The organism is Pseudomonas gebzensis (genome assembly GCF_034427815.1).
Taxonomy (GTDB): Bacteria; Pseudomonadota; Gammaproteobacteria; order Pseudomonadales; family Pseudomonadaceae; genus Aquipseudomonas.
Genome location: NZ_JAXQNS010000005.1, coordinates 144,424 through 157,093, shown reverse-complemented (window position 1 = coordinate 157,093; position 12,670 = coordinate 144,424). Strand labels below are relative to the sequence as shown.

Here is a 12,670-nt window from a genome sequence, read left to right as displayed (position 1 = left end):
CCTGGCGAGCCGGGCGCGGCTTTCACGGCATCGACAATTACTTGTTGATGGCGTCGGTCAGAACCTTGGCAGGTACGAACTTGATGACTTTCTTGGCAGCGATTTCGAGCGGCGCGCCGGTCGAAGGGTTGCGGCCAGTACGGGCAGGACGATCGGAGACTTTCAGTTTGCCGATGCCTGGCAGGGTGATTTCGCCGCCGTTTTCCAGCTGGTCGGCAACGATCTGGCCCAGTTGGTCCAGAGCGTTACGAGCGGTGGTTTTCGGCGCATCGACAGCTTCAGCGATATCGGCAATCAGTTGGTCTTTGGTCAAAGCCATGGTGATGTTCCTTCCCTAATCAAAACAGTAGTTGAGCAGCGTGCCAGGTCGTCATCGGGCCTGCCGAATACAGGCTGGCGGGCCGCAGCAATCGGGTATGTAGATACACGAAAAAGCGATTGGTTCGACACGACACAAGCGGGCTGCCAGCAATGCGCCAGCCAGCAGGGGCGCAAGACCGGGCAAAATTACCACAGGCGGGGAACGAATTCCCCTGCAGACTGCGGCTTTGCCCAGGTTTTTCAGGGGTTTGAGGAAAAATCTGCGGCTTTTTGCGCAAAAAATGACCAGGCGCCATTTCTGCCAGCTTACGGCCACTGCGGCGCACCCCTGCTGGGGTAAACTCTGCACCTTTGTCGCGTGGGCCACGGCCCGCCCAACCACACCGAGATTTCCATGCCAATCCGCCACTGCATCGTTCACCTGATCGACAAGAAGCCCGATGGCACGCCCGCCGTGCTGCATGCCCGAGAAGCCGAGCTGAGCGCTTCGCAGGCCATCGAACATCTGCTGGGCGACCTCAACGACAGCTACAACGCCAAGCAAGGCAAGGCGTGGGGCCTGTTCCACGGCGAGTCCGGCGCCTACCCTTTCAGCGGCTGGCTCAAGCGCTACCTGGACGAGGAACAGAGCTTCACCGCCTTCAGCCGCACGGCCGTCGAGCACCTGCAAAAACTCATGGAAGAGTCCAACCTCTCCACCGGTGGCCACGTGCTGTTTGCCCACTACCAGCAAGGCATGACCGACTACCTGGCCATCGCCCTGCTGCACCACAGCGAAGGTGTGGCGGTGGATGCCGAGCTTGAGGTCACCCCCTCGCGCCACCTCGACCTCAGCCAGTTGCACCTGGCCGCACGCATCAACCTTTCCGAGTGGCAGAACAACCCCAACTCGAAACAGTACATCTCGTTCATCAAGGGCAAGAACGGCAAGAAGGTCTCGGACTACTTCCGCGACTTCATCGGCTGCCAGGAAGGCGTCGACGGCCCGGGCGAAACGCGCACCCTGCTCAAGGCCTTCAGCGACTTCGTGGAAAGCGAAGACATGGCCGAGGAAGTGGCGCGCGAGAAAACCCAGACCCTGGTCGACTACGCCACCACCCAGACCAAACAGGGCGAGCCGGTGACGCTCGATGAGCTGTCGAGCCTGATCGACGAAGATCGGCCGCGAGCGTTCTTCGAGCACATCCGCAACAAGGACTACGGCCTGTCGCCGGAGATTCCTGCCGACAAACGCACCCTTAACCAGTTCCGCCGCTTCACCGGGCGCGCCGAAGGCTTGTCGATCAGCTTCGAGGCGCACCTTTTGGGTTCGAAAGTGGAATACGACGAAGAGGCCGGCACGCTGGTGATCAAGGGCCTGCCGACCCAGCTGATCGACCAGCTCAAACGTCGCAAGGACTGAGCGCAACGCCCTGGTAACGGGTGACCAGGGCTTCCTTGGCCGACTTGCGCAGCTTCTTCACCAGCCGTTCCTGGCGCAGCGCTTCGGGTTTGTCGGGCCACTGCTCGACATACACCAGCGCTTGCGCGGGGCTGGTCTTGAAATAGCGTGCACCCTGCCCCTTCTGATGGCGGATGAAGCGCCGCTGTGGGTCATTGCTGATGCCGCAATACAGCGAGCCGTTGGCCGCGCGCACCAGGTACACGTACCAGGGCTTTGGCGCGGTGGCTGCCGACGTGGCGGTTGGCTCAGCCACGGCCATGCTGGAAGGCCCGCAGCCCGGCGAACGCCTGCCGGCGAACCTTGCGTTGCAGTTGTGGCGTCCAGCCCAGCAGCACACCCGGCGCCCCGAGTGCCTGCCGCGACCAGCGCCAGAAGTCGAAGCTGTCGTCGTGCTGGCAGATCAGCCCGTCGCGAAACAAGAAGCGCGCCTGGCAGTCATTGACCACCGTGCGGCCCGTGGCGCCGAACAGGTAGCTCGCCACCCAGTGCGCGTGCCCGCCGCGGACATCGCAGCCAACCTGATCAAAACGCACCTGCAATTGCTCGGCGCGTGACAACAGCATCCGCCACATGTCCGCAGCGTCCTGACCGCGCAGGGTGCCGAACACCGGATCGCTGAACACGACGTCGTCGCTGTAGCAGGCGACCATGGCCTGGGCATCGCGTCGCTGGAACGCTTGGTAGAAACGCTCGATCAGCGCGTGATGGGCATCGTTCATGGGCAAGTCCTTCCCGGGGTAAGCCCCGCACGATAATCGCTCTGCGGGCGCGACGCCATGCTCATCTGCAGGGCCGTGATGACCCGGGCACAGGCCTCACACCCGTTCGCTCACAGCCTGCACATGCAGCGCCCGCCCGGCCTTGAGGCCGAAGCCGATCGCGCCGACGCCAAGCGCTGCGAAAATCCAGCCCACCGCCGCCCAGCCCTGGGTCAGGTCATGCACCAGGCCCACTGCGAACGGCCCCATGGAGGCCAGCGTGTAACCCACACCCTGGGCCATGCTGGACAGGTTCGAGGCCACGTGGGAATCCTTCGAACGCAGCACGATCAAGGTCAGCGCCAGGGCGAAGGTGCCGCCCTGCCCCAGGCCCAGCAGCACGGCCCAGCCCCACAGCCCGGAGAGCGGTGCGTACAGGCAGCCGAACAGCCCCGCCAGGGTGGTCAGCATCACCACCACGATGGCCAGGCGCTGGTCCTTGCCACGGGTCGCCAGCCACGGCGCGCTGAGTGCGCTGATCAACTGCACGATGACCGAACCCGACAGCACCAGACCCGCTTCGGTCGGGCTCAGCCCGCGACCGATCAGGATCGAGGGCAGCCAGCCGAACACGATGTAGGCGAGCGATGATTGCAGGCCCATGTACAGCGTCACCTGCCAGGCCAGCGGATCACGCCACAGCCCGCGCACCCGATAGGCCACCTTGTGCAGGCCATGGCCCTGGCGTGCCTGCGGCGCCCAGAACAGCATGGCCAGCAGGGCCGGCACGATCCACACCCCCAGGCCAATTGCCCAGCTGTCACCGAAGTAATGACTCACCGGGACGCTGGCACCCGCCGCCAGCGCCGCGCCCAGGCACAGGGCCATGGTGTAGACGCCCATCAGCGTGCCGGCGTGCTTGGGGAAGTCGCGCTTGACGATACCCGGCAGCAGCACACCGATGATGCCGATGCTGGCCCCGGCCAGCAGACTGCCGAGGAACAGCCCTGCCACGCCCAGCACGCTGCGCAGCAGGATACCGATGGCCAGGGTCAGGAGGATGCCGAGAATCACCCGCTCGGCCCCGAAACGCCGGGCCAAGCGCGGCGCCAGCGGGGCGAACAGGCCCAGGCAGAGCACCGGCAAGGTGGTCAGCAGGCCAGCCGATGAGGCACTCAGCCCCAGCTGTACGCTGACTTCGCCAAGCAGCGGCGAGAGGCTCGACAACGCTGGGCGCAGGTTCAGCGCCACCAGCACCAGGCCAAGCAACAGCAGCCAGGCACGCTGGGTCGGCGGTGGCACCAGTTGCACCTGATCGTCGTCTGCTTCGGCATCGATCAGCAGGTCATCGAGCTCGCCGTCGCGGCGAGGGTTGGGGTAGGTCATTGGGTCAGCCATGGTGGTGTCCGATCAGGATTCGATGAGGGCGCGGGTCAAGCGTTTGGCCAGCGCGGGGTCGTGCTGCGCCAGCGCCTCGACGATCTGCCCATGCAGGTCGAAGGTGGCCTGGCAGCCCGGCGCGTGCTGCATGTTCTGCTCGACTGCGGCGCGCACCATGCCGGAGAAGTAGCGGTACAGCTCGCTCAGTGCAGGATTGTGCGCGGCGTCGACCAGGCGCTGGTGGAACACCATGTCGGCTTCCAGGTAGGCCTGCAGGTCACCGTGAAAATGCTCGCCGCTCTGTACCAGCGCCGCGCGTAGCTGAACCAGGTCGGCCTCGGTGCAACGCTGCGCGGCCAGGCCGATGGCCTCGGCTTCGAGGATGTGCCGCGCTTCGCGGGCGTGCTCCAGTGAACAGCGCGACAACGCCAGAACCGCCTGCAACGGATCCTGGACAGTGCGCAGGTAACTGCCATCGCCCTGGCGAATCTCGACCAGCCCACTGAAGGCCAGTACGCGCATGGCTTCGCGCACGGTGTTGCGGCTGATGCCCAGTTCCAGCGCCAGCTCAGGTTCGGTGGGCAGCCGTTGGCCGATGGCCCAGGCGCCCTGCGCGATGCGCTCGCGCAACTGTTCTACCGCTTGGTACACCAAGGAGCGTTTGACGATTAAAGACATTGGGTCAACCAATCATCCGATGAATTTAGGTGGCCGGCAGAATAAGGCACTGCGCCTGACGGCGCAATACTCCGTTACATGGGATTGGGTCGAAAAGAGCTGCCGGGTGAAGCTGGCCGTCCACCCGGCAACACGGTCACGCCAGCGCGTCGAGCAGCGCCTGATTCATCTCGGGTGTGCCAATGGTGATGCGCAGGAACTGAGCAATCCGCGCCTGCTTGAAGTGCCGTACGATCACGCCCTGCTCGCGCAGACGCGCCGCCAGCTCGGAGGCGTCGTGCTGGGGATGGCGGGCGAAGATGAAGTTGGCCGCTGAGGGCAGCACCTCGAAGCCCTTGGCCTGCAACTGCGCGGTGAGCTGCTCGCGGCTGTCGATGACCTTTTGCCGGGTAGCATCGAAGTACGCACGGTCATCGAACGCGGCACTGGCACCGGCGATGGCGGCGCGGTCCAGCGGGTAGGAGTTGAAGCTGTTCTTGATCCGCTCGAGCGCTTCGATCAGGTCTGGATGGCCCACCGCCAAGCCGACACGCAGCCCCGCGAGCGAGCGCGACTTGGACAGGGTCTGGGTCACCAGCAAGTTGTCGAAGCGTGACACCAGGCTGATGGCGCTGTCGCCGCCGAAATCGATATAGGCCTCATCCACCACCACCAGTGAATCCGGGTGGGCGGTGAGCAACTGCTCGATGGCCTCGAGCGGCAGCAGGCAGCCCGTCGGCGCGTTCGGGTTGGGGAAGATGATGCCGCTGTTCGGACGGGCATAGTCGGCGATGCGAATCTGGAACTGCTCATCGAGCGGCACCTGCTCGTACTCAATGCCGTAGAGCCCGCAATAGACCGGATAGAAGCTGTAGCTGATGTCTGGGAACAGCAGCGGCGCATCGTGTTGCAGCAGGCCGTGGAAGATGTGCGCGAGCACCTCGTCCGAGCCGTTGCCGACAAAGACCTGGCCGGTGCTGACGCCGTAGTGGTCAGCCACCGCCTGCTTGAGCCGGTCACTGTTCGGATCGGGATAAAGGCGCAGATTGTCGTTCAGCTCGGCGGCCATGGCGGCCAGCGCCTTGGGCGAGGGGCCGTAGGGGTTCTCGTTGGTGTTGAGCTTGACCAGGCGAGCCAACTTGGGCTGCTCACCCGGCACGTAGGGCACCAGGTCCTTGACGAACGGGCTCCAGAATCGACTCATGTTCAGTTCCCCTGGTCTTGGTCGAGGATGCGGTATTCGGCGCTGCGGGCATGGGCGGTCAGCGATTCGCCGCGGGCCAGCACCGAGGCGGTCTGGCCGAGCTCAGAGGCGCCCTGCTCGGAGCAGAAGATGATCGAGGAACGCTTCTGGAAGTCATACACCCCCAGTGGCGAGGAGAAGCGCGCAGTGCCTGAGGTCGGCAATACGTGGTTCGGCCCGGCACAGTAGTCGCCCAGCGCTTCGCTGGTGTGGCGGCCCATGAAGATCGCGCCGGCGTGGCGGATCTGCGGCAGCCAGGCCTGCGGGTCAGCCACCGACAGCTCAAGGTGCTCTGGGGCAATCCGGTTGGCGACTTCGATGGCCTGCTGCATGTCCCGCACCTGAATCAGCGCGCCACGGCCATTGATGGACTTTTCGATGATCCCGGCACGTTCCATGGTCGGCAGGAGCTTGTTGATGCTGGCCGCAACGCGGTCGAGGAATTCGGCGTCGGGGCTGACCAGAATGGCCTGGGCGTCTTCGTCGTGCTCGGCCTGCGAGAACAGGTCCATGGCGATCCAGTCCGGGTCGGTCTGGCCATCGCAGACCACGAGGATTTCCGACGGGCCGGCGATCATGTCGATGCCCACCTGACCGAAGACGTGACGCTTGGCGGTGGCCACGTAGATGTTGCCCGGGCCGACGACCTTGTCGACTTTCGGCACGCTCTCGGTGCCGTAGGCCAATGCTGCCACGGCCTGAGCGCCACCGATGGTGAACACGCGGTCGACCCCGGCGATGCAGGCTGCCGCCAGCACCAGCTCGTTCACTTCACCCCGAGGCGTCGGCACCACCATGACCACCTCGGTCACGCCCGCCACCTTGGCCGGAATCGCGTTCATCAGTACGGACGACGGGTACGAGGCCTTACCGCCCGGCACGTACAGGCCCGCGCGGTCCAGCGGCGTGACCTTCTGCCCCAGCACGGTGCCATCAGCCTCGGTGTACTGCCAGGAATCCTGCTTCTGCCGCTCGTGGTAGACACGCACGCGCTCCGCGGCTTTCTCAAGGGCCGTGCGCTGGGCCGGGGAAATGCGGGTCAGGGCCAGCTCCAGGCGGGCACGATCGATGATCAGGTCGGCCATGCTGCTGGCCTCGACGCCGTCGAAGCGCTGGGTGTACTCGACCAGCGCTGCGTCGCCGCGCTCACGCACACCCTTGATGATGTCCAGAACGCGCTGATTGACCGCGTCATCGGAGACACTTTCCCAGCTCAGCAGATGGTCCAGATGGCGAGCGAACTCGGCATCGGCAGCGTTGAGACGGGCAATTGCAGTAGACACGGTCATGACGTGGACCTCGAATGGGTGACGGAGAGTCAGGCGCCTGAAACTGCCGTCCCTTCACGCGGGCGCCTGACTGAAAGGGCAATGACGCGCAGGGACGGGCGCGACCTGAAACGTCGCGCGTCGATCAGCTGCGGTGTCGTGTCTCGACCGCCTGGCGCAGGGCGTCGATCAGGTGCTGGATGCGGGCGTGCTGCATTTTCATGGAAGCCTTGTTGACGACAAGACGCGAGCTGATCGTGGCGATCAGCTCCTGCGGCTCCAGGCCGTTGGCGCGCAGCGTGTTGCCGGTGTCGACCACATCGATGATCTTGTCGGCAAGGTTGATCAGCGGGGCCAGTTCCATCGAGCCGTACAGCTTGATGATGTCGACCTGGCGGCCCTGCTCGGCGTAGTAGCGCTTGGCAACGTTGACGAACTTGGTGGCCACGCGCAGGCGGCCCTTGGGCTCGGCGGCGCCCACGGCGCCGGCGGTCATCAGCTTGCACTGGGCGATCTGCAGGTCGAGCGGCTCGTACAGGCCCTGGCCGCCGTACTCCATCAGCACGTCCTTGCCGGCAACGCCCAGGTCGGCGGCCCCATGCTCGACGTACGTCGGCACGTCGGTGGCCCGCACGATGAGCAGGCGCACATCGTCCTGGGTGGTGGGGATGATCAGCTTGCGACTCTTGTCCGGGTTCTCGGTCGGCACGATGCCGGCCTCTGCCAGCAATGGCAGGGTGTCGTCGAGGATACGGCCCTTGGATAGCGCGATGGTCAACATGGGAAACGTCGTTCCTTAAGCGGCTGCTGCCGGCCGGGCCTTGAAGCCCGACCGTCTTCGATTCGGCTGGCGCGTCCCTGCGCCGTCACAGACTAGCCCGGCACGCGACGAATCTTCGCGCCCAGCATCTGCAGTTTTTCCTCGATGCATTCGTAACCACGGTCGATGTGGTAGATGCGGTCGATCAGCGTATCGCCCTCGGCGACCAGCGCCGACAGCACCAGACTGGCCGAGGCGCGCAGGTCGGTGGCCATCACCGGTGCGCCCTTGAGGGTCTTGGTGCCCGTGACGATGGCGGTGTTGCCCTCGACCTGGATCTGCGCGCCCATGCGGTGCATTTCATACACGTGCATGAAGCGGTTCTCGAAGATCGTTTCGATCACCGCGCCCGTGCCTTCGGCAATGGCGTTGAGGGAAATGAACTGGGCCTGCATGTCGGTCGGGAACGCCGGGTATGGCGCCGTACGCAGGTTGACGGCCTTGGGCCGCTTGCCGTGCATGTCCAGAGCGATCCAGTCGTCACCGGTGGTGATCTCGGCGCCGGCTTCCTTGAGCTTTTCCAGCACCGCCTCAAGAATCGTCGGATCGGTGTCCTTGAGCTTGACGCGGCCACCGGTCACGGCAGCGGCGACCAGGTAGGTGCCGGTCTCGATGCGGTCAGGCATGACCCGGTAGTGCGCCGAGTGCAGACGCTCGACGCCATCGATGGTGATGGTATCGGTGCCTGCGCCTTGCACCTTGGCGCCCATGGCGTTGAGGAAGTTGGCCAGGTCGACCACTTCCGGCTCGCGCGCCGCGTTCTGCAACACGCTGCGACCACGGGCCAGTGCGGCGGCCATCATGATGTTCTCGGTGCCGGTCACGCTCACGGTGTCGAAGAAGAACTGCGCGCCGCGCAGGCCGCCTTCGGGCGCTTCGGCCTTGATGTAACCGCCTTCGACCTCGATCTTCGCGCCCATGGCTTCCAGGCCGCGAATGTGCAGGTCTACCGGGCGCGAGCCGATGGCGCAGCCGCCTGGCAGGGCCACTTCAGCCTTGCCGAAGCGGGCAACCATAGGGCCGAGCACCAGGATCGAGGCGCGCATGGTCTTGACCAGCTCGTAGGGGGCGACGAGGGTCTTGATGGTGCGTGGGTCGATTTCGACCGAGAGCTTCTCGTCGATCACAGGCTCGATGCCCATGCGCCCGAACAGCTCGATCATGGTGGTGATGTCGTGCAGGTGTGGCAGGTTGCCGACCGTGACAGGGCCGTCGGCCAGCAAGGTTGCAGCCAGGATCGGCAGGGCAGCGTTCTTCGCCCCGGAGATGCGGATCTCGCCATTGATGCGAGCGCCGCCAGTGATAATCAGTTTGTCCATTGGTGTCTCGCCGCCAAGTTGGCTCAGGTGCGCTCAGCCCAGGCTGCGCTGCTGAAAAATTTCATGGTGACCGCGTGGATGCTGCCGTCAGCGATCCAGGGGTTCAGGTGTGCGTAGATCGCTTGCTGACGCTTGACCGGGCTCTGGCCGGCCAGCTCGTCGCTGATCACGTTCAGCTGGAAATTGCAGCCCTGGCCCTCGACTTCCACCAGGGTTCCGGGCAATTTCTCTTCAAGGAAGCTCTTAACTTCTACAGCCTGCATGCTCAACCTCAATCGGCGCCCAGTGCGCGGGGGTCGGCCATCATACAAAAAAGCCCCTCGCCTGCGAAGCCCAACGAGGGTAACGCTGACCAGGGGCCTTTCCCGCATCGCTCATCAATCGCCGCTGAGCACCTCGCCCAGGTCGTAGACCTCGGCGATTTCACGCAGCTCCTGCGGCAGACCGCGCAGTTCCCAGAACTTGCCCGCAGCCTCGGCATCACGCATGAAGCTCAACAGCAACGCCAGGCCGACGCTGCTGGAATGGGTCACGCCGGAGCAATCGAGCATCATGCGCGACTCACCGCTGGCAGCAATCAACGCCTTGCCTTCGGCACGCAAGGCGGCGCCGCTGGTGTAGTCGAGCACGCCGGTCAAGCGCAGTACGCCCGGCTCGCTCATGCTGACGGCTGCCAGGCTCATTTGACGGCCTTTTCCGGCGAGCTATCAGCGGTCTGCTTGGCCTTGGCCACTTCCCCGGCCCAACCGTCGATGGTCTTGTCCAGGTTGTTGCCGTTGCGCTGCATGGCATCGGCGAACTGGTCACGGAACAGCTTGCCGATATTGATGCCATTGACGATGACGTTGCGCACCTTCCACTCCCCGGCCACCTTGCTCATGGTGTACTGAACCGGATACACCGCACCGTTGTTGCCGGACACCTTCATGCCGACGGTGGCCCGGTCATCGCCTTCGTTGCGTGCCGGATCGAGGATGATGCCCTGATTGTTGTACTCAAGCAGCGCGTTGCCATAGAACTGCATCAGGCTGCGCTTGAAGTTTTCCTGAAAGCGCTGCATCTGCGCGGGGCTGGCCTGGCGCGAATACTTGACGGTCATGATGCTGCGGGAAACACCGTCGGCATCCACAACAGGGCCGAGGATGCTGTTCAACGAGTCATAAAACGCCTGAGGGTCGGACTTGTAGCGAGCCTTGTTGACTTTCAGGTCCGAGAGCAGGGCGTCAGTGGTGCTTTTGATCACCTCATGGGCCGACTGCCCAGGGGCGGCCGACGCCAGCATCGGCAGACAGGCCAGCATGACCAGCAGGCCACGTCGCAGGATTGAAATCATGGAAACTCCTTAGTTCGCCGAGGGGGCTTCTTTCGCGTCTTTACCAACCGAATTGAGCAGGAACTTGCCAATCAGATCTTCCAACACCAGAGACGACTGGGTGTCGTGGATGGTTCCGCCATCTTTGAGCACCTGATCTTCGCCACCGACGCTGATGCCGATGTATTTCTCGCCGAGCAGGCCGGCGGTCAGGATCGAGGCCGTGGAGTCGGTCGGCAGGTTGTCGACGCTTTGCTGCAGCTGCAGGGTGACGCGACCGGTGAAGCTGTCGCGGTCCAGGTCAATGGCAGTGACCTTGCCAATGGTGACGCCGGCCATGGTGACCTTGGCCCGGACAGTCAAGCCGGCAATGTTGTCGAAGTAGGCGTAAACCTTGTAGGTGTCGCTCGCGGGGCTCGCGGACAGGCCGCTGACGCGCAGGGCGAGGAGCAACAGCGCCAGAATCCCGGCCAGCAGGAACAGGCCGACACCGATTTCCAGGGTGCGGTTTTGCATCAGAAGTCTCCAAACATCAGGGCGGTCAGGATGAAGTCCAGACCCAGAACTGCCAGCGAGGCATACACTACGGTCTTGGTCGTGGCACGGCTGATCCCCTCGGACGTGGGCTCACAGTCATACCCTTGGAACACGGCGATCCAGGTGACGACAAAGGCGAACACCAGGCTCTTGATCACGCCATTGAGCACATCGTCGGTGAACGACACGCTGTTCTGCATGTTGGCCCAGAACGAACCCTCATAAACGCCCAGCCAGTCGACGGCGACCCACGAGCCACCCCAGATCCCGACCACACTGAAGATCAGCGCCAGCAATGGCAGGGAAATGAAACCGGCCCACAGACGCGGCGCGACAATGTACTTGAGCGGGTCGACGCCAATCATTTCCAGGCTCGACAACTGCTCGGTGGATTTCATGTTGCCGATCTCGGCAGTCAGCGCCGAACCCGCACGACCGGCGAACAGCAGCGCGGTGACCACCGGGCCAAGCTCGCGCAGCAGGGTCAGGGCGATCATCTGGCCCACGGCCTGCTCGGAACCGTACTTGGTGAGGATGCTGTAGCCCTGAAGCGACAGGACCATACCGATGAACACGCCCGACACCGCGATGATCGCCAGCGACATCACGCCAACCGAGTACAGCTGCTTGACCAGCAGCTGGAAGCCACCGAGCCCGCCGCGTCCGACCAGGGCATTGCCGAGAAACAGGCACGAGCGTCCCAACACAGCGACGATATCAATGGCCGCACGCCCGAACAGGCGAATGCGTTCAAGTTTGGAAGTGGTGCGCATCAACGCGTCCCCAGCAGATCGGCGCGGTAATCGGGCGCAGGAAAATGAAAAGGTACCGGGCCGTCAGGATCGCCCTTCATGAATTGGCGAATGCGCGGGTTGTCCGAGCCCATCAGCTCGTCGGGCGTGCCCTGGCCAAGCACCTGGCCATCACCGACCACATAGATGTAGTCGGCGATACTGGCGGTTTCTGCCAGATCGTGGGACACCACGATACTGGTAATGCCCAGCGCATCGTTGAGCAGGCGAATCAGGCGCACCAACACGCCCATGGCGATCGGATCCTGGCCCACGAAGGGCTCGTCGTACATGAGGATCTGCGGGTCCAGCGCAATGGCACGGGCCAGCGCCACACGACGCTTCATGCCACCAGAAAGTTCGTCAGGGCGCAGATTGATGGCACCGCGCAGGCCAACGGCCTGCAACTTCATCAGCACGATGTCGCGGATCATCTCTTCAGGCAGCTCGGTGTGCACCCGCAGCGGGAAGGCCACGTTTTCGAAGACGTCCAGATCAGTGAACAGCGCCCCGCTCTGGAACAGCACGCCCATCTGCTTGCGCGCATCGAACAGGTCGGCACGTGACAGGCTCGGCAGGTTCTGCCCGGCCACCCACACCTCGCCCGCAGACGGTCGCAGCTGCGCGCCCATCAGGCGCAACAAAGTGGTCTTGCCGCACCCCGAAGGCCCCATGATGCCGGTTACCTTGCCCTTGGGGATGCGAATGTCGACATTGCTGAAAATACTGCGCGAACCGCGCTGGAAGGACAGGCCCTTCAACTCGACCGCGTAGGCGCTATCCCCACTCATCTAGACTCCTTGCGATACAACCCAGTGTCATGGACGCGCGTCTTCATCAGGAAGACACACGCGTCACGGGAGGGTCAGTCAGCCGCGGA

At 63.9% G+C, this 12,670-nt stretch carries 16 protein-coding genes; 1 reads left to right on the top strand and 15 read right to left on the bottom strand.

What is annotated here, in order from left to right; translation table 11 throughout:
- Window positions 1-37 precede the first annotated feature (37 nt).
- Window positions 38-319 (bottom strand): HU family DNA-binding protein, encoded by a 282-nt coding sequence (locus tag SJI00_RS11625; RefSeq protein ID WP_322461855.1) that lies wholly within the window; start codon window positions 317-319, stop codon window positions 38-40.
- A 396-nt stretch (window positions 320-715) separates the two neighbouring features.
- On the opposite strand from SJI00_RS11625, the gene yejK reads away from it, so the two are divergent.
- Window positions 716-1,723 (top strand): nucleoid-associated protein YejK, encoded by a 1,008-nt coding sequence (gene yejK / locus SJI00_RS11620; RefSeq protein ID WP_322461854.1) that lies wholly within the window; start codon window positions 716-718, stop codon window positions 1,721-1,723.
- Here the strand turns inward: yejK and SJI00_RS11615 are convergent.
- The 14 genes from SJI00_RS11615 to SJI00_RS11550 form a co-directional block, all read right to left on the bottom strand.
- A complete protein-coding gene (locus SJI00_RS11615) occupies window positions 1,704-2,018 on the bottom strand; it encodes a GIY-YIG nuclease family protein (RefSeq protein ID WP_322461853.1) in 315 nt (104 codons plus the stop codon). The two genes, yejK and SJI00_RS11615, sit on opposite strands and share 20 nt — an antisense overlap.
- Window positions 2,011-2,484: a nuclear transport factor 2 family protein gene (locus tag SJI00_RS11610; RefSeq protein ID WP_322461852.1), complete on the bottom strand. Its 474-nt coding sequence runs from the start codon at window positions 2,482-2,484 to the stop codon at window positions 2,011-2,013. The genes SJI00_RS11615 and SJI00_RS11610 overlap by 8 nt, the downstream gene beginning before the upstream one ends.
- 96 nt (window positions 2,485-2,580) lie before the next feature.
- Complete coding sequence (locus SJI00_RS11605) at window positions 2,581-3,861, bottom strand: CynX/NimT family MFS transporter (RefSeq protein ID WP_322461851.1); 1,281 nt, start codon at window positions 3,859-3,861, stop codon at window positions 2,581-2,583.
- A 12-nt stretch (window positions 3,862-3,873) separates the two neighbouring features.
- Window positions 3,874-4,521 carry a FadR/GntR family transcriptional regulator gene (locus tag SJI00_RS11600; protein WP_322461850.1) on the bottom strand — a complete coding sequence of 216 codons (648 nt, stop codon included), beginning with the start codon at window positions 4,519-4,521 and terminating at the stop codon, window positions 3,874-3,876.
- A 136-nt stretch (window positions 4,522-4,657) separates the two neighbouring features.
- Window positions 4,658-5,704, bottom strand: a complete 1,047-nt coding sequence (hisC, locus tag SJI00_RS11595; protein WP_322461849.1) for a histidinol-phosphate transaminase — start codon at window positions 5,702-5,704, stop codon at window positions 4,658-4,660.
- Window positions 5,705-5,706: 2 nt separating this feature from the next.
- Entirely contained in the window at window positions 5,707-7,032 is a 1,326-nt protein-coding gene (hisD, locus tag SJI00_RS11590; protein WP_322461848.1) for a histidinol dehydrogenase, read from the bottom strand.
- A 124-nt stretch (window positions 7,033-7,156) separates the two neighbouring features.
- Window positions 7,157-7,792: an ATP phosphoribosyltransferase gene (hisG, locus tag SJI00_RS11585; protein ID WP_322461847.1), complete on the bottom strand. Its 636-nt coding sequence runs from the start codon at window positions 7,790-7,792 to the stop codon at window positions 7,157-7,159.
- Between the two features lie 92 nt (window positions 7,793-7,884).
- Window positions 7,885-9,150, bottom strand: coding sequence for a UDP-N-acetylglucosamine 1-carboxyvinyltransferase (gene murA / locus SJI00_RS11580; RefSeq protein ID WP_322461846.1), 1,266 nt, complete (start codon window positions 9,148-9,150; stop codon window positions 7,885-7,887).
- A gap of 23 nt (window positions 9,151-9,173) precedes the next feature.
- Window positions 9,174-9,413: a BolA family protein gene (locus tag SJI00_RS11575; RefSeq protein ID WP_322461845.1), complete on the bottom strand. Its 240-nt coding sequence runs from the start codon at window positions 9,411-9,413 to the stop codon at window positions 9,174-9,176.
- A 114-nt stretch (window positions 9,414-9,527) separates the two neighbouring features.
- Window positions 9,528-9,833: an STAS domain-containing protein gene (locus tag SJI00_RS11570; RefSeq protein ID WP_322461844.1), complete on the bottom strand. Its 306-nt coding sequence runs from the start codon at window positions 9,831-9,833 to the stop codon at window positions 9,528-9,530.
- Window positions 9,830-10,483, bottom strand: a complete 654-nt coding sequence (locus SJI00_RS11565; RefSeq protein ID WP_322461843.1) for an MlaC/ttg2D family ABC transporter substrate-binding protein — start codon at window positions 10,481-10,483, stop codon at window positions 9,830-9,832. The genes SJI00_RS11570 and SJI00_RS11565 overlap by 4 nt, the downstream gene beginning before the upstream one ends.
- A gap of 9 nt (window positions 10,484-10,492) precedes the next feature.
- Complete coding sequence (gene mlaD / locus SJI00_RS11560) at window positions 10,493-10,978, bottom strand: outer membrane lipid asymmetry maintenance protein MlaD (RefSeq protein WP_322461842.1); 486 nt, start codon at window positions 10,976-10,978, stop codon at window positions 10,493-10,495.
- Window positions 10,978-11,772, bottom strand: a complete 795-nt coding sequence (gene mlaE / locus SJI00_RS11555; RefSeq protein WP_322461841.1) for a lipid asymmetry maintenance ABC transporter permease subunit MlaE — start codon at window positions 11,770-11,772, stop codon at window positions 10,978-10,980. The genes mlaD and mlaE overlap by 1 nt, the downstream gene beginning before the upstream one ends.
- A complete protein-coding gene (locus SJI00_RS11550) occupies window positions 11,772-12,581 on the bottom strand; it encodes an ATP-binding cassette domain-containing protein (protein WP_322461840.1) in 810 nt (269 codons plus the stop codon). Before SJI00_RS11550 ends, mlaE begins: the two co-directional genes overlap by 1 nt.
- Between the last annotated feature and the right edge of the window lie 89 nt (window positions 12,582-12,670).